At 62.4% G+C, this 14663-nt stretch carries 17 protein-coding genes and 1 pseudogene; 4 read left to right on the top strand and 14 right to left on the bottom strand.

Annotated features, from left to right (window positions below):
• The 3 genes from AC3VI7_RS03605 to AC3VI7_RS03595 form a co-directional block, all read right to left on the bottom strand.
• Positions 1–527: response regulator (locus tag AC3VI7_RS03605; protein WP_489668888.1), on the bottom strand; the 527-nt coding region annotated here is incomplete at its 3' end.
• A gap of 12 nt (positions 528–539) precedes the next feature.
• Positions 540–1541, bottom strand: coding sequence for an MBL fold metallo-hydrolase (locus AC3VI7_RS03600; RefSeq protein ID WP_489668887.1), 1002 nt, complete (start codon positions 1539–1541; stop codon positions 540–542).
• A 73-nt stretch (positions 1542–1614) separates the two neighbouring features.
• On the bottom strand, positions 1615–2196 hold the full coding sequence (locus AC3VI7_RS03595; protein WP_489668886.1) for a phasin family protein: 582 nt from the start codon (positions 2194–2196) through the stop codon (positions 1615–1617).
• Positions 2197–2351: 155 nt separating this feature from the next.
• Here AC3VI7_RS03595 and AC3VI7_RS03590 point away from each other — a divergent pair, with 155 nt between their 5' ends.
• Positions 2352–2885 carry a DUF1993 domain-containing protein gene (locus AC3VI7_RS03590; protein WP_489668885.1) on the top strand — a complete coding sequence of 178 codons (534 nt, stop codon included), beginning with the start codon at positions 2352–2354 and terminating at the stop codon, positions 2883–2885.
• 22 nt (positions 2886–2907) lie between these two features.
• Here the strand turns inward: AC3VI7_RS03590 and AC3VI7_RS03585 are convergent, their stop codons facing one another.
• Positions 2908–3750: a ChaN family lipoprotein gene (locus AC3VI7_RS03585; protein ID WP_489668884.1), complete on the bottom strand. Its 843-nt coding sequence runs from the start codon at positions 3748–3750 to the stop codon at positions 2908–2910.
• Between the two features lie 10 nt (positions 3751–3760).
• Here AC3VI7_RS03585 and AC3VI7_RS03580 point away from each other — a divergent pair, with 10 nt between their 5' ends.
• Positions 3761–4441: a helix-turn-helix domain-containing protein gene (locus AC3VI7_RS03580; protein ID WP_489668883.1), complete on the top strand. Its 681-nt coding sequence runs from the start codon at positions 3761–3763 to the stop codon at positions 4439–4441.
• An 11-nt stretch (positions 4442–4452) separates the two neighbouring features.
• Here the strand turns inward: AC3VI7_RS03580 and AC3VI7_RS03575 are convergent, their stop codons facing one another.
• The 9 genes from AC3VI7_RS03575 to AC3VI7_RS03535 all read right to left on the bottom strand — a co-directional run bounded on the left by AC3VI7_RS03575 (position 4453) and on the right by AC3VI7_RS03535 (position 11415).
• Complete coding sequence (locus AC3VI7_RS03575; protein WP_489668882.1) at positions 4453–4950, bottom strand: copper chaperone PCu(A)C; 498 nt, start codon at positions 4948–4950, stop codon at positions 4453–4455.
• A 12-nt stretch (positions 4951–4962) separates the two neighbouring features.
• Positions 4963–5634, bottom strand: coding sequence for an SCO family protein (locus AC3VI7_RS03570; protein WP_489668881.1), 672 nt, complete (start codon positions 5632–5634; stop codon positions 4963–4965).
• Complete coding sequence (locus AC3VI7_RS03565; RefSeq protein ID WP_489668880.1) at positions 5624–6127, bottom strand: copper chaperone PCu(A)C; 504 nt, start codon at positions 6125–6127, stop codon at positions 5624–5626. The genes AC3VI7_RS03570 and AC3VI7_RS03565 overlap by 11 nt, the downstream gene beginning before the upstream one ends.
• A gap of 37 nt (positions 6128–6164) precedes the next feature.
• Positions 6165–7403, bottom strand: a complete 1239-nt coding sequence (locus AC3VI7_RS03560) for a hypothetical protein (protein WP_489671393.1) — start codon at positions 7401–7403, stop codon at positions 6165–6167.
• Positions 7400–8602: an MbnH family di-heme enzyme gene (locus tag AC3VI7_RS03555; protein ID WP_489668878.1), complete on the bottom strand. Its 1203-nt coding sequence runs from the start codon at positions 8600–8602 to the stop codon at positions 7400–7402. Before AC3VI7_RS03555 ends, AC3VI7_RS03560 begins: the two co-directional genes overlap by 4 nt.
• A gap of 36 nt (positions 8603–8638) precedes the next feature.
• Complete coding sequence (locus tag AC3VI7_RS03550; protein WP_489668877.1) at positions 8639–9676, bottom strand: MbnP family copper-binding protein; 1038 nt, start codon at positions 9674–9676, stop codon at positions 8639–8641.
• A gap of 107 nt (positions 9677–9783) precedes the next feature.
• Positions 9784–10086 (bottom strand): hypothetical protein, encoded by a 303-nt coding sequence (locus AC3VI7_RS03545; protein ID WP_489668876.1) that lies wholly within the window; start codon positions 10084–10086, stop codon positions 9784–9786.
• 133 nt (positions 10087–10219) lie between these two features.
• Complete coding sequence (locus AC3VI7_RS03540; protein WP_489668875.1) at positions 10220–10594, bottom strand: DUF2946 family protein; 375 nt, start codon at positions 10592–10594, stop codon at positions 10220–10222.
• A 248-nt stretch (positions 10595–10842) separates the two neighbouring features.
• Positions 10843–11415: a phasin family protein gene (locus AC3VI7_RS03535; protein ID WP_489668874.1), complete on the bottom strand. Its 573-nt coding sequence runs from the start codon at positions 11413–11415 to the stop codon at positions 10843–10845.
• 132 nt (positions 11416–11547) lie between these two features.
• Here AC3VI7_RS03535 and AC3VI7_RS03530 point away from each other — a divergent pair, with 132 nt between their 5' ends.
• Positions 11548–12258, top strand: a complete 711-nt coding sequence (locus tag AC3VI7_RS03530) for a nitroreductase (protein ID WP_489668873.1) — start codon at positions 11548–11550, stop codon at positions 12256–12258.
• Positions 12248–13248, top strand: a pseudogene (locus AC3VI7_RS03525) (2-hydroxyacid dehydrogenase). Before AC3VI7_RS03530 ends, AC3VI7_RS03525 begins: the two are co-directional and overlap by 11 nt.
• Here the strand turns inward: AC3VI7_RS03525 and AC3VI7_RS03520 are convergent.
• Positions 13187–14638, bottom strand: a complete 1452-nt coding sequence (locus AC3VI7_RS03520; protein ID WP_489668872.1) for a DEAD/DEAH box helicase — start codon at positions 14636–14638, stop codon at positions 13187–13189. The pseudogene AC3VI7_RS03525 and the gene AC3VI7_RS03520 overlap by 62 nt on opposite strands.
• Between the last annotated feature and the right edge of the window lie 25 nt (positions 14639–14663).

The raw sequence follows: 14663 nt of genomic DNA, 5'->3' as shown, positions 1-14663 counted from the left end.
CGCGTTTCGGCAAGCCGAGCCAAGGCGTGGATGCTGACGTCTTGGATGCGCCGGTTTTCATCCATGCGCGCCGCCACCTCGGCTTCGAGCAAGGCGTTTTTGTTGTGCAGCCAGTCGCGCGCTTCTTTCAAGTCCAGTTGGGCCTTGACCCGTGCTTGCACGATGGGCGGGCGAATCGGCTTGGTGATGTAGTCCACTGCGCCCAGATCAAAGCCCCGTTGCTCGTCTTCGGTGGCGTTCATGGCGGTCACGAAGATGACGGGGATGTCGGCGGTGGCGGCTTGGGCGCGCAATCGGCCCAGCACCGTGTAGCCGTCCATGTCCGGCATCATCACGTCGAGCAAGATCAAGTCGGGCTGCGGCTCAGCGGCGGCTAACTCCAAGGCGCGTGTACCGGAGTTGGCCACCTTGACGCGGTACAGCGGTGCAAGCAGCTCGCCCAAGACGGCGAGATTCTCGGGGGTGTCGTCCACCAGCAAGATGGTGGGACGGGGCACCTCGGTGACAAACGAGGGAGAGGTGGTCATGGCACCCGATTGTCACCCATGCGGATGGGCTGACCCACATCGGTGCTGCCAGATCGCCAGCCCTTGCGCATTGAGCGCAATGTCGCTGGCCAGCAAGGTGCGCATCGTGGCCTCATCGAGTAAGACGCCGTGGCGGCGGGCGCTATCGAGCAGCACTCGGGCCATGCCTTGGGCCAAGTCGGGTTCGGGCAGGGTATCGGCCAACGCGGCATAAGCATCGGTCAGCGCCAACAAGTGCATGGCGAGCCCGCTGGTGCGCTTCAGATCACCACCGACCCGGCCGAAGTGGGTCAGATAGAACCAGTGCGGCTCAAACCCCATCATGCGTTCGATCGAGGCCTTGAGGGCTGGGGGATCGAAATGCACCGGCGTGGCGCTGGGGAAGATCCAAGCGCTGTGTGAAGCTGAACCGCCCTCGGGGGGACGATCAAATTCTCGGTAGCTGATGCCCAAGGTGTCGCCGCTGAACCAGCCGCGTGAGCGTGCGTCCCAGATGCAATGGTGATGGCGCGCATGGCCAGGGGTATCGATGAGCAACAGCGCCCGGTTGGCCCCCAAGATCACGTCCATACCGTCATGGCTGGCCAGCACCCGCTCGGCCGGTACGGGCAGCACCGTGCCATAGGTTTGCTGCACCGCTTGCGCACCGTACACCCCTTCGGCCCCGGCCACCAAGGCGCTGGGGTCGATGAGATGGCGCACCCCTCGGGGGTGAATCAGCACTTGCGCTTGCGGCAGATGCTGCATCAGCAGGCCCACGCCTCCGGCATGATCCAAATGCACATGGGTCGGGATGACCCAATCGACCGCTTCGACGCCCAGCCCCACATGGGCCAGCGCCGCCAGCAGGCGCGGCACGGCTGCGTTGTGCCCGGTGTCGATAAAGGCCGCACGGCCGTCTTGCACCATCAGGTAGGCCGCATCAAAGCTGGGCCGCTCAAAGCCGGTATCGATGGCGTAGATGCCGTGAGAGAGCGGGTGCAAGAAGGCGGGTGGGGGGGTGGAGGTACGCATGGCACCGCATCATGCCCACAAAAAAGCCCCGCCGGTGAACCCGACGGGGCTTGTTACTTCAGCCGCAAAGGCTTCAGCTCTTCTTGAAGCGCGTCGCGGTCTTGGTGCCTTGAGCGACGGTTTGAGCGGCGCTTTGAACCGCCTTGGTGGCGTTGGTGCTCAGGGTTTGGAAGTTGGCTTCAGCGGTGCTGAGCGCTTGCTTGCCCGCCTTTTGGGCGTTTTCAAAGGCAGCGGTCGAAGCAGCCATGGCTTGTTGGAGCATGGCCACAGCACCTTCGCCACCGGCCGGGGCGTTCTTGGCAGCGGTTTCGACCAGCGATTGCAGCTTGGTTTGGGCTTCAGCGACTTGGGCTTCAACCAGCTTGGTCACTTCAGCTTGTGCGGTCGTGACGATGTCTTGCACTTGACGGCCGTAGGCGGTGGCCTTGTCGGCGGCGGGTTGCATCAGGCTCGATTGCAGGGCCACAACTTCTTGCGGGTCCTTGGCCGACAGCAGGGCCTTGGTGTGAGCAGCGGACTCTTCCAGCACCGAGCGAGCAGCTTCGAGGTTCAGGTTGGCCAGCTTTTCAACGTTGGCGAAAGCACGTTGGCTCATTTCGACCATGGCGGTCAGGTTGGCTTGTTGGGCGGCGGCGAATTGTTCGGGGGTCATCATGGTGGTGCTCCTGTTAAAAAGGATGCTGCATTGCAGCAATGGAGCGAAGTATAGGCGGTGTTGCATCGGCTGCGCAAGAAATTTGTTGCGGTGCAGCATTTTGTGGGGTGACGCACAATCCGGGCTCCTTGTCCCCTGATGTTTTTGGAGTTGTCATGACCGTCTTGTCCCTGTCTTCCCAAAGTCTGCCGGCCTTGCAAGGCATGCTCACCACCCTGAGCTTGTGTTTGGAAAAGGCTGCCACAGATGCGGCTGCGCGTAAGTTCAACCCCGATGTGTTGCTGCAAAGCCGCTTGGCCCCCGACATGCTGCCGTTGGCCTCGCAGGTTCGTATTGCTTGTGATACCGCCAAGTACGGTGCGGCCCGTTTGGCCGGGGTGGAGGCCCCGCGTCACGAAGACCACGAAGCCACCTTGGCCGAATTGCAGACCCGCATTGCCTCGACCCAAGCCTTTTTGGCCGGTGTGTCTGCTGCGGCCATCGATGCCAGCGCGGGGCGTGACATCACCTTTCCCGTGGGCCGCGAGCGCACGCCCAAGACCATGGAAGCGCTGGCTTATTTGAACCAGTGGGTGCTGCCCAATTTCTACTTCCACATCGTCACGGCCTACGCTTTGCTGCGCCACAACGGCGTGCCCATCGGCAAATCAGACTACCTCTCGGGCATCCTCACGCCTAGCCAAGACTGAGCTGGGCTGCACTGCACTGCACTTATTTGCAGGGGTCTTCGCGTGGGGTGATGTGTGCTGGGCGGCGTTCGTCAAGCAAGCCATCACCCTCATTGAAGCCCACGCTGTAGACGGTTTGCGGGGCCACACCGCGCCGCATCAAGTGCAAGGGCACGCCCCGGTCGCGGGCCACGTGCTGCTCTCCTGCCAGCAAAACGACCTGACCTTGCTGCGCTTCGGCCATCAAGGTTTGGGCCATGGTGTCGTCGCGCGCAATCTGGATACGCACCATCCGTGTCACGGCCTCTGCGGGCAGGCTTTGGCAATGGCTGGTGCTTACGGCTTGCGCCAAACGGCTATGCACCTCGGGGCTGACGAGATGATCAAGTCGGCTTTCGGTCGCCGCGAGTTTTTGTTCTGCCTTGGGCAAATTGCCGCCCACCACTGGAATACCGGCGCGTACCGCCGCCATCACCACCGGGCCATAGCTAGACCACGGCCAACCCGCCTCTTGCCAGTGCAGGCGCTGCTGGACGTCGATTTCAGGCGCTTCGGCCGGCAAGCCCGCTGTACTGTGGCCGCGCTCAGCCATCTCTAGCACCACCGCCGTGAGCTGATGCTGCTGGGCTTGATGGGCGATGTTGCGTGCCACCTGCGCTTGGTGATCGGTTTGATCGTGCTGCTCACCAAAGAGCAGAAATTGCGGCGCTTCTTGGGTGGGCGAGCCTCCGGCATGCCCGACACAACCTCCTAAGGTGATCCCCAAGGCAACCCCCACGGTGAGCCGCATGGCGACACTCCCCACGGGTTGAAAACCGCACGGGGGGCAGGGACGTTCCCGGTTAGGATGCGCGCCGTTGATCTTGACGTTGAGCAGTTCGGTCATGCGACCAATGATGACATTGAATCCCCCTTGGATAGCCGATCACGATGCGAGTGCCGCCATTGAGCGTCGCCCACCCATGGAAGGGCGTTGCATGCTGGGTCCGCACAAATACCGTGCGCGCGCTGCGCTGATCTATGAGGTCGGTGATCGCTGCGCGCCCATGGTCTTGTTGGAGGGCTTTGTGTTGGTCGAGTCCGGCAACAGCGGCCACGGGGATGTGGCTTGCTTGGCGCTGCCCGGTGATTTGCTGGCGGTGGAGGCCTTGCTGGGGTTGACGCAGCGGGGTCGGGCGCGTGCCTTGGTGCCTTGTATCGTGGCCGATTTGCAGGGCTGTGATCTGGCCGGCTGGGGCGATGTGTTGGCCCGCGCTCAAGTGACGCAGCAACAGCGCCTGGCCGACACCGCCCGGCTTTTGCAGGGCTCAGCGGGCGAGCGGGTGCGCCATTTGCTGACGTTGCTGTGTACGGGGCGGCCCAATCAGGCGGAGGCCTGTCAATGCGAACTGCCCGTGTTGGCGGACATGGCCCGGATCATCAACACGGCTCCTGAAACTGTCTCGCGCGTGTTGGGCCACTTCCGCCGATCCGGGCTGGTCGAGAGCCTGAGTGAGCGCGAGTTGAAGGTGTCGATGCGACTCATCACCGGCGCGCCCTTGCCCGAAGGGCTCACGCGCAGCCGGATCAGCGATTGATGGATGGATGATCAGTGGTGGTGCTTCATGCCCGAAGCACCATCCATCGGACCGTTGGGCGCGTGGCCGCCAGCGAGGTTACGCACGGTGGCCTTGATCTCGATGGTTTCGCGCTTCTTGTCTTTACCTTCAACCACCAAGGTTAAGGGCACGGTATCCCCGGCCTTGATGCCTTGGTGCAGGTCGATCAGCATGACGTGATAGCTGCCCGGCTTGAGCTCGACGGTCTTGCCCGCTGGCAGATCCAAACCGTTGGGCAGGGCGCGCATCTTCATGACGTTGTCTTGCATGGACATCTCATGGATTTCAACCACACCAGCCACGGGTGAGCTGGCGCTGATCAATCGGGCGTCGCTGTTGGCCGTCAGTTGCATAAAAGCCCCGGTGGCTTTTTGTTCAGCCACCGTGGCGCGCACCCACGCATCCTTGATGCTGACATCGGCAAAAGCACTCAGGCTGCTGCACAGGGCCGCGCTCAGTGCAGCCAGGGTGATCAGGCGAGATTTCATCAAAACTCCAATTCAAGAGGTTGTTTCTTTCAGCAATTCACGCACATCGCGGGCCAGCTGATCGGCCGGTTGATCATGCCTGATGGCTAGGCGAATGTGGCCCTTCAAGTCATAGACATAGCTCAAGGCGGTGTGATCCATCGTGTAGGACGACCCCGTAGGCACTTTTTTGTAGGTGATCTTGAAGGCTTGGGCCAAGGCGGGCAGCTCAGCCAGCGTGCTGCGCAAGCCGAGAAAAACGGGGTCAAAAGCGGCGGTGTAGTTTTTCAGCAGCGCAGCGCTGTCGCGTTCGGGGTCAAGGGTGACGAAGATCACCTGCAATTTGTCAGCCTCGCGGCCAAGGATCTGTTTGACCAGCGCCGCGCGGGTCAGGGCGGTGGGGCAGACATCCGGGCACTGCGTGAAACCGAAGAACAACAGCACCACCTTGCCCTTGAATTCAGCCAACGTGCGCGTCTTACCGTCAGGGTCTTGCAGGCTGAACGCTTGGCCGTAGCTGGCCCCGCTGATGTCCATGCCATGAAAACTCAGCAGCGGTTTTTTCTGGTCGCAGCCCCCCAAAACCAAACCCAGACTCGCCGCCGCCAAACCCAGACTGCCAGTCAAGATCAAGGCCCGGCGGGTGCGGGCATCCAAGTGTTCTGGGTGTTCTAGGTGCTTCAGCGGTTTTTGTTCAATGGACATGCATCGCTCCACCTTGGCTTCGGGGTGTTTGCACCCAGACCATCACTTCTTTCTCGCCGCCACGCTCAAAGCGCAGCACGATCGGGAAGCGGGCACCGTCTTTCAAGGGCTGCTTCAAGTCAAGCAGCATCAGATGCACCGGCCCGCCTTGCTTGATCTCAAGCGACTTGCCAGCAGGCACCTCCAGCGCGGCGATGGCCCGCATGTGCATCACATCACCCTCCATCGTCATGCTGTGGATCTCCACCACCCGCGCGACCGGCGTGCTGGCCCCGAGTAGACGATCCAGCTTGTCGCCGCCATTGCTGAGATGGCGGAAATACACCGCTCCCGTCTTTTGCTCCGCCACCGTGGGTGGGGCATAGGGGTGATCAATGGTGATGTCTCCGGCCTTGAAGTCATGAGCGTGGGCCACCACCGCAGCGGCCAGCAAACATGCGCCCACGGCTGCTGAGGCCAGCGCGTGCAGGGGTCTAAAAAGGGTTGAGCGCATGGAAGGGTCTCCGTCGGAATGAAAAGGTGGGCGAACTCTACGGTATCCAGTGACTGCGCAGCAGCTCAGGCACATGCAGCACGGCACGCAACCCGATCCAACGATTCACGGGCAGGGAGCCTTGCTCGGTGCCGGCTTCGACGCTCAGTTGCACTTGGGGCAGGGCGTCAAAGAGCAGCGCTGCGCTTTGGCGTTGCAACGGGGTGTTGGGGTTCAAGGCGGCGTCGGCCGCGACGCTGCTGGAGCCAGGGCCGCTTAAGTCATGACGGGCGGCGAGATGCTCCAGTCGTGCTGCCACCGACCACGTGGGGCGTAGCGTCCATTGCGCATCCAGCCAGCCGCCCAGGGTGTTGCCGGTGTAGTGGCTGTCGCCAAAACGGGTGTAGAGCGCTCCACTTTCGTGTTGCCACAAAGCGGCCGCCTGTACGCTCAGGCCCAACTCGTGCGGCGTCCACGCCAAACTGGTGCCGAGGATCCGGGTGGTGCCGTCAAAGCAGACCACATTGATGAGGTTGCCGCTCAAGCAACTCGGCACCGTGTGGGTGTGGCCCGCGCGACTGGCTGCTGCGAGGGTGCCTCGGCCTTGGGGTTGCAGCCAAGCGCCAAAGCCGTCGAGTAGCCATTCGCCCCAGCTGCCTTGGGCGTGCAGGGCCGGGGCGCGCGCGCCAGCTGGGCCACCGGGAAAGGTGCGTCCGCCCCACAGCCCCACGTCCACGCTTTGCAAGCCTTCAGCCATGCCCCGTTGCCAGTTCAGATTCAGCCCGTTGTCGATCCAGTCGTCGTTCAAGATGACGCTCTTGACCCATGGCACTTGGGCAAAGCGGTCGAAGTGGCCAGCGCGGGTCAGGACCGCACCCATGGGCACGCGGTCGCGGCCGAGCATCACGTTGAGGCGATCACCACTGATGTCTTGACGCCAACTCAGCTTGGCCGCTTCTACGTGGATGGGATCGTTGCCGTGACGGCCCCAAGCGACGTAGGCCCCCCAGGCGTCATTCAGGCGAGTAGCAGCGTCGAGGGTGGCGTGCTCTAGGTGCGTGCCGCGCCGATCACTCGGGAGTTGGCCCGAGCCCAGCACTCCAGGCCAACGCGGTGTGGGCCAAGCGTCTTGCGAAGCCTGCACGGCAGCCAGTGAGCCGGCCATACCGATGCGCCAGCCGGCGCTGGGCGGGATGGGGTCTTGCGAGACATCGTGACTGAAGGCGCTGGCGCACAGGCTGAGACCAAGGGCGACGATGAGATGGCCCCGTTTCATGAGGCTCATGAGGCGGCTCATGGTGCGACCTTCAGGCAGGGCCGGTTTGGGTCGGGATAGAAGGGGTTGCCTTGGCAGGGATTGGTCAGGAATTCGTTGTCGGTGAGGGTTTTGAGAAAGGCGACCAGATCGGCTTTGTCTTGAGGTGTGAGGCTGATCATGCCGATCAGGTCGTTCTTGTACGGGTTGGCGCGACCATCGCCCGCGTTCGGGTCGGGCGGCAAAAGCACGCTGCCACCAGCGGCGTAGTGGTCGATCACCGCTTCGAGCGTCGCTTTGCTGCCGTCGTGCATGTAGGGCGCGGTGACTTCGACGTTGCGCAAACTTGGCGCACGGAAGCGACCCTTGTCGGTGGGCGCTTGCGACAACTCAAAAATGCCTTGATTGCCCGCCGGGTAGCTGCCCAGACCATCGACGTTGTAGAGGCCCGTGTTGTGAAACGGTCGGTCGATGTAGCGCATGCCTTCATGCTGGATCGAGTCGTTGAAGTTGAAGCTGCCGTGGCAGTGAAAGCACTCGGCCGTTTCGGTGTTGAACAAGTTCATGCCGCGCAGCTCGGAGGCTGTGAGCAAGGTGGTGCCTTGCATGAACTGGTCGTACTTGCTGTTGCCCGAAATCAGCGAGCGCGTAAAAGAGGCGAGAGCTTGGGTGACGGTGGCCCAAGCGTAGAGATCTGCGGGCAGCCGGATGGCGGGGAATGCCTTGGCAAACAAATCTTGGTAGATCGGATCAGCCGAAAAACGAGCCAGCACCACGCTCTGGTTGGCGTCATTCACGCCCAACTCGGTGGGGTTTTCGTTGAACAGTGGCACCAAGTGATGCCGCTCCAGCGTGGTGATTGAGAAATTAGCCCACGTGTAGGTGGCGTTGTAGGCCGTGTTGCCAAGGCTGGGCACGTTGCGCGGCATCACGTCGCCGGTCGAACCGACGGCCGTCATGGCCCCGTTGGTGAAGGCCTTGGCTTGGTGATGGCACGAGCCGCAGGCTTGGTTGCCGTTGCCGGAGAGCCGCATGTCATAGAACAAATGCCGACCCAGTTCGATCTTGGCTTCCGAAATGGGGTTGTCGGCCGGCACCAGCGGGGTCGGAAACCCCGCTGGCAAGGCACGGGTCCAGCCCGATGGTGAGGTGTCGGTGACTTGGGTTCCGCCGCCGCAACCCGACAATATGCCAGCCATCAAGGCTAGGGCCGTGACGCTTCGGCGGTAGGTTTGACGCATCAACAACACCTCATTCAGACAGGGAAAGCGCGCAGTTTAGCGAGCGGTAAACACGGTACCCAGGGGGTGCAGCACTTCGTCGGTGGCATCGACAAACATGGCATACATCGCCGCGCATTCCGGGTCGGTCACCGCCGACATGCACCCTGCGGCTGTGCCGTTGGTGTTGGTGGTCACGGGTTGATTGGCGAACAAAGCCTTCAAGTCCAGGGTGACTTTCTGAGTGGCGGCATTGAAGGCTGCCAAGTGGAAGTGCTGCTGGTTCGAGGTGGTGCCACAGTTAAATCCACCCGTGGCGGTGGCCGCAGCATCCGCCACGCAGTTGGTCGCGCCCAAGTGATACACAAAGGTACTGGTATTGGGTGCATTGGTGGTGATACCGCCCACGGTGGTGGTGGCTTGGGCACCCGTGGCATCAACGGTTTGCACGCCGAGGGCGAAGGTGCCCGGAACGGTGGCATTTTCTGGGCTGAGTTCGATCTTCATATGCTTACGGCCCGATTGCCAAGCCCAAGCCATGCCAGGCACGCTGGTGGAGATCGGTGCGATCGCGGTGGTCGTCGGGTTGCTGTGGTTGAGCGTTTCAGGCACGCCCAATTCGAAATGCACCCCGGTGTAGGTGCCCGTGGGCACCGTGCCGGTGATGACGGTGTTGGTGCCCGGTGTCCCGCCGGTGTTGTTCAGGCAAGAGCCGTCTTCAAAGTCGATCAGCGCCACGCTGGCCGTGGCATCGCTGCCCTGCCAGTTGTTGCTATCAAGCGTGACTTGCACGGAAGTGCCATCGGCCTTGAGCAGCGAGATGTTGCCGACGTAAAAGCGCAAGTCGTTGAGCAGTGTGTTCACGGGCACATTGGCACCGGTGGCATCTTTGCGATAAGCCACGCCATCGACTCGAATGCCCGAGCAAACGCCGCTAGCCAGCGGCGTTTGACCGACAGCGGCGGCAAAGTTGATCGAGACGCGCTGGGTTGAGCCGCCTGTTGTGGGCGTGGTGGTGCTCCCCCCGCCGCAAGCGGTGAGGGCTGCCGCTGCGATAGCAGCCAGGGCGAAGGAGGTCTTGGTCAAGGTTGTCATGGGGAAACTCCGTTAAAAATCAGGGAGGAAATCAGTGATTCAGCAAGGTTTGATCAGCCCACCACGCGGCGAACGTGGCCCCGCTGGCGGGTGAGATACCAAGGTGGTCACCGCCAAGGCCGCGCACGCAGGCACTGAGGGTGCCGTCCAAGCGGGTATGGGTTGTGACGACTGTCCAAGTCGAGGCTCAGTGCGTCGATCACGCTGGTGCAAAGACCCAAGCGGTGAAAGGTGGTGATCGCCAACATGCCCCATTGCGCGGCGTTGGCCAACGCCATGGCGGGGTCTGCACCCAAGGCCCAAGCGGTTTGGGCCGGGCGAAGGGTAGTAGGTGGATCCGGGCGGATGTAACGGAGATTGGGGCGCTGGATTTGACCCAGCGCGACACCATGGGAGAAGGCGTGTGCCATGAACGGCCCCTGCAAGCGGCGGGGGCTGTCGATGTCATCGACGTATCAAAGCAGCCCCGGCACGCATGAATCACAAAACCGGCACCGTGCAGACCCTCAAGGGCCATGCACCGCACCAACGCGGTTTGCAGATTCAGCAGCTGGCTGGGGGTGCCCTTGGCTGGGCAGGCGGGTAGAGCGCGCGGTCACGCGCAATGACTTGCTCGTGGGTGGGCGCTTGAAGTTGCAAGGCCCGAGCAGAGGGAACCGTGGTGCGGATATCGGTGGGCAGGGCCACGGACATCGGGGCATGCGCGCAAAAGACGCAGTCCTCCATGGCGGCGGTGGAGCCGCTATCGCCGTCTGGGCTGGCGCTGGCTGTGACGCACAGATCGGCCAAGGCTTCCAAGCCCACGGCCTTGACCGAGCCGCCATGCATGGCATGTGACAACCCCGGCACGAGCGCGTTCAGCAGGATCAAGGCGATGCCGATCCAGCTGATGAGGCGTTGTGACAGGGTGCGGTGCATGGGGCGCTATTTTGAAGCGAAAAGCTTAGATTGCGCTTCAGGTGTGTTGCAGAGCCGCAACAAAAAGAAAACCCGACAGAAACCTGTCGGGTTTAAAAGTACCTGATCGAATGAATCGCACAAGGTACCAAGGAGACAACCTTCACGCAGAGAGGAGTGTCACTGCGCATGACCCTAGATAAGGGAGTTCATGCGCGTTTCAAGCCCCCCGGCTCAAAAGCTTTTCCGAAATAGCGGGGTGTTTGAATTCAGGCGGCCTTGGGGGCCTTGGCAGCCTTCGGGGCAGCAGCGGTGGCTGCCTTGGCGGCATTGGTCGCTGTTTGGGTGGCTGCTTGGATGTTGGCTTCCACCACGCCAGCGGCTTGCTTGGCCGATTTCTGGATGGTTTCGATGGCGTTGTTGGCGGCCGACATGGCCGACTTGAACATCGCGGTGGCGTTTTCGCTGCCGGCCGGGGCGTTTTGCAGCGCGCTGTCCAGCAGGGACGCGAACTGGCCTTGGCTTTGGGCGATTTGCGTTTCGAACAACTTGCTCACCTCAGCTTGGAAGCCGGAAGTGATGTCATAGACTTGGCGGCCGTACGTGGCGGCCTTGTCGGCAGCCGGCTGAGCCAAGCTGGTGTGCAGGGCCAGCAGTTCTTGGGCGTCCTTGATCGACAGCATGGCTTTGGTGGCTTCGGCCGAGTCGTCCAGCGAGGCACGCACGGTTTGCAGGTTCAGCTCGACCAGCTTTTCAACGCTTTCGAAGGCCTTTTGGCTCACTTCCAGCAGGGTTTCGACGTTGGCCTTGCCGGTGGATGCGAATTGGTCAGCAGTGATCATGGTGAGCTCCTGAGAAAGAGAAGAGTAGATGGTCGGTCGAGAAACAAGCTTTGCTGCGGTGCAGCATTTGAGGCAAGTATACGGAGAACGACGTTGAATGCAAGTTCTTTTTGTTGCGATGCAGCAAATTCTATGGCCGATGCGACGGCGGCCGTCGATGCTGCGTTGCACTCGCGCCGCTCCATCCGCGCTTTTCTCTCCACCCCCGTGGCCCAGGAGCAGCTCGAAGCGATCTTGGCGGTGGCTGCACGGGCCCCTTCGGGCACCAACACCCAACCTTGGCGGGTGCATGTCTTGACGGGTGCGAGCCGACAAACGTTGAGCGCGCGTATCTTGGCTGCCTTCAACGATCCGGCCCAAGCGGCCGAGCATGCCGAGGAATACGCCTATTACCCCAGTGAGTGGGTCTCGCCCTACATCGACCGGCGGCGCAAGGTGGGCTTTGATTTGTATGGTTTGCTGGCGATTGCCAAAGGTGACAAAGCTCGCATGCATGCCCAGCATGGGCGCAACTTTGATTTCTTCGGCGCGCCGGTCGGTTTGATCTTCACCATCGACCGGGTGATGCAGCAGGGCAGTTGGTTGGACTACGGCATGTTCTTGCAAAGCGTGATGATTGCGGCGCGGGCTCGGGGCTTGGATACCTGCGCGCAAGCCGCCTTTACGCCGTATCACCGTTTGATCACTGAACATCTCCATCTGCCCGCCAACGAGCAGGTGGTTTGCGGCATGGCCTTGGGCTATGCCGACCCGGCCGCTCCTGAAAACCAGCTCGTGACTGAACGAGCGGCTTTGAGCGACTTTGTCCGATTTCATGGAGACGACGATGAGCATGCTGCGTGATCCCCGTGCCGCCACCCGCCGCCGAGTGCTGGTGACCCGCGCCATCGACCCCGCCGTGATCGAGGTGCTGCGGCCGCACGTCGAGCTGAGCTTGAATCTGGACGACGCGGATTGGTCGCAGCTTGAGTTGATTGAGCGCCTGCAAGGTCATTGGGGCGCTTTGGTCACGGTGGGCGAGCGCATCGACGCGGCTTTGCTCGATGCTTGCCCCGCGTTGCGCGCGGTGTGTTCTTTGGGTGTGGGCGTGAACAACATCGACATTGCGGCTTGTACGGCCCGGGGCGTGGTGGTGACCAACGCGCCCGATGTCCTGACCGAAACCACCGCCGATCTGGGCTTTGCGCTCATGATGGCCGCAGCCCGGCGCGTTGGCGAGTCAGAGCGCTTTTTGCGTCAGGGCGCGTGGACGCGCTGGTCGTGCGACTTCTTTACCGGCATGGAGGTGCATGGCGCGACCTTGGGCATTTTGGGCATGGGCCGGATCGGCCAAGCCGTGGCGCGGCGTGGGGCTTTGGGTTTTGGCATGCCGGTGATCTATCACAACCGCAACCCTTTACCGGCCGAGGTGGCTGAGCCGCTGGGGGCGCGTTGGGTGAGTTTCGACGCGCTGATGCAAGAAGCCGATCACCTCGTGATCGTGCTGCCCTATAGCGCCAACGTGCATCACATCGTCGATGCGCGGGCCCTTGGGCTGATGAAGCCGAGTGCGACGCTCACCAACGTGGGCCGGGCGGCTTGGTCGATGAGCTGGCACTGGCGGAGGCTTTGGGGGCAGGGCGCTTGGCCGCAGCGGCGCTGGATGTGTTCGAGCACGAACCTGCTGTGCCACAGGCCCTGCTTGATCGGCCCAACGCGGTGCTCACGCCCCACATCGGTAGCGCCACGCGCACGACCCGACGCGCCATGGCGCGCCTGGCCGCCGATAACCTTATCGCCCTGGCTGGCGGATCGGACCCCTTGACGGCCGTGAACCCCCAGGTCCTGGGCTGACGTCTTTGCGCGGGCCGGGACGCGGTGTGGCCGCTACCGGACCACGCGGATGCGCCGTGCTGGTGCTCGGGCCGGCCGGCTTCTTCGGGGCTTGGCCCTGAGGATGGCTTTGCGGGCGACGCGCGCCGTGGCTGGCACCTGTGTTGTGGCCACCGCCACCGCCGCCGTTTCGGGCACCACCACCACCACCGGGGGCACCGTTGAGCGTGCGGCGGCCGATTTGGATCGGCTCGGCGCGCTCGCCGCTGGGGATCTCAAACCCCGCCACGGTTTCAGCCGGAATGGTGCGCTTGATGAGCTTTTCGATGTCGGCCAAAAAGCCCATCTCGTCCAAGCACACCATCGAGAGCGCTTCGCCCTGCGCACCCGCACGGCCGGTGCGGCCAATGCGGTGTACGTAGTCTTCGGGCACGTTGGGCAGCTCGAAGTTGATGACGTGCGGCAACTGGTCGATGTCGATGCCACGCGCAGCGATGTCGGTGGCCACCAAGACTTGCAAGTCGCCGGTCTTGAACTCGGCCAAGGCCTTGGTGCGGGCCCCTTGGCTCTTGTTGCCGTGGATGGCCATGGCGCTGATGCCGCTCTTTTCCAAGAACTCGACCAGACGATTCGCGCCGTGCTTCATGCGTGTGAACACCAGCACTTGGTGCCACTGCTGGGTCTTGATCAGGTGGGCCAGCAAGTCTTTCTTGCGTTCGCGGCCGACGTGGATGACGCGCTGAGCGATGGTTTCGGCGGTGGTATTGCGCCGCGCGACTTCAATCACCTGCGGTTTGTTCAGCAGCCTGTCCGCCAGCGTTTTGATTTCATCGCTGAAGGTGGCGCTGAAAAGCAAGCTTTGCTTTTGTTTGGGCAGCATGGCCAGCACGCGCTTGATGTCATGGACGAAGCCCATGTCGAGCATGCGGTCGGCTTCATCCAAGACAAAAAACTGCACTTGGCTCAGGTCGAGCGTGCCTTGGCCGTGGTGGTCGAGCAGGCGGCCCGGTGTGGCCACCAAGATGTCCACGCCCCGGCGCAGACGCTCGACTTGCGGGCCCATGCTCACGCCGCCAAACATCGCCATGCTGGTGAGCTTGAGGTACTTGCCGTAGGTGCGCACGCTTTCTTCGACTTGGGCGGCGAGTTCGCGCGTCGGGGTCAGGATGAGGGCGCGGATCGCTGGGCGGCCGTTCTTGCCCTTGACGGGTTCGCCTGCATCGAGTTTGTGCAGCAGCGGCAGCGTGAAGCCGGCTGTCTTGCCGGTGCCGGTTTGCGCCCCGGCGAGGAGATCACCGCCTGCCAGCACCGCCGGAATGGCTTGTTGCTGAATCGGTGTCGGAATGGTGTAGCCCTCTTCGTGTACGGCACGAAGAATCGGCTGGGCCAAGCCCAGATCGTCAAATGTCATGGATGAAGCCCGTGTTTCGGGCCAG

Source organism: Leptothrix toolikensis (SeqCode) (genome assembly GCF_057922285.1).
Note: the sequence above shows the minus strand (reverse complement) of the source record. Positions and strands in the feature narration are given on the sequence as shown.

Coding starts and splice junctions, on each gene's coding strand:
- AC3VI7_RS03570 (WP_489668881.1), bottom strand. CDS start 5,634: ATGTCCATTGAACAAAAACCGCTGAAGCACCTAGAACACCCAGAACAC.
- AC3VI7_RS03565 (WP_489668880.1), bottom strand. CDS start 6,127: ATGCGCTCAACCCTTTTTAGACCCCTGCACGCGCTGGCCTCAGCAGCC.
- AC3VI7_RS03560 (WP_489671393.1), bottom strand. CDS start 7,403: ATGAGCCGCCTCATGAGCCTCATGAAACGGGGCCATCTCATCGTCGCC.
- AC3VI7_RS03520 (WP_489668872.1), bottom strand. CDS start 14,638: ATGACATTTGACGATCTGGGCTTGGCCCAGCCGATTCTTCGTGCCGTA.
- AC3VI7_RS03530 (WP_489668873.1), top strand. CDS start 11,548: ATGGCCGATGCGACGGCGGCCGTCGATGCTGCGTTGCACTCGCGCCGC.
- AC3VI7_RS03540 (WP_489668875.1), bottom strand. CDS start 10,594: ATGCACCGCACCCTGTCACAACGCCTCATCAGCTGGATCGGCATCGCC.
- AC3VI7_RS03550 (WP_489668877.1), bottom strand. CDS start 9,676: ATGACAACCTTGACCAAGACCTCCTTCGCCCTGGCTGCTATCGCAGCG.
- AC3VI7_RS03575 (WP_489668882.1), bottom strand. CDS start 4,950: ATGAAATCTCGCCTGATCACCCTGGCTGCACTGAGCGCGGCCCTGTGC.
- AC3VI7_RS03600 (WP_489668887.1), bottom strand. CDS start 1,541: ATGCGTACCTCCACCCCCCCACCCGCCTTCTTGCACCCGCTCTCTCAC.
- AC3VI7_RS03535 (WP_489668874.1), bottom strand. CDS start 11,415: ATGATCACTGCTGACCAATTCGCATCCACCGGCAAGGCCAACGTCGAA.
- AC3VI7_RS03580 (WP_489668883.1), top strand. CDS start 3,761: ATGACATTGAATCCCCCTTGGATAGCCGATCACGATGCGAGTGCCGCC.
- AC3VI7_RS03545 (WP_489668876.1), bottom strand. CDS start 10,086: ATGGCACACGCCTTCTCCCATGGTGTCGCGCTGGGTCAAATCCAGCGC.
- AC3VI7_RS03585 (WP_489668884.1), bottom strand. CDS start 3,750: ATGACCGAACTGCTCAACGTCAAGATCAACGGCGCGCATCCTAACCGG.
- AC3VI7_RS03590 (WP_489668885.1), top strand. CDS start 2,352: ATGACCGTCTTGTCCCTGTCTTCCCAAAGTCTGCCGGCCTTGCAAGGC.
- AC3VI7_RS03595 (WP_489668886.1), bottom strand. CDS start 2,196: ATGATGACCCCCGAACAATTCGCCGCCGCCCAACAAGCCAACCTGACC.
- AC3VI7_RS03555 (WP_489668878.1), bottom strand. CDS start 8,602: ATGCGTCAAACCTACCGCCGAAGCGTCACGGCCCTAGCCTTGATGGCT.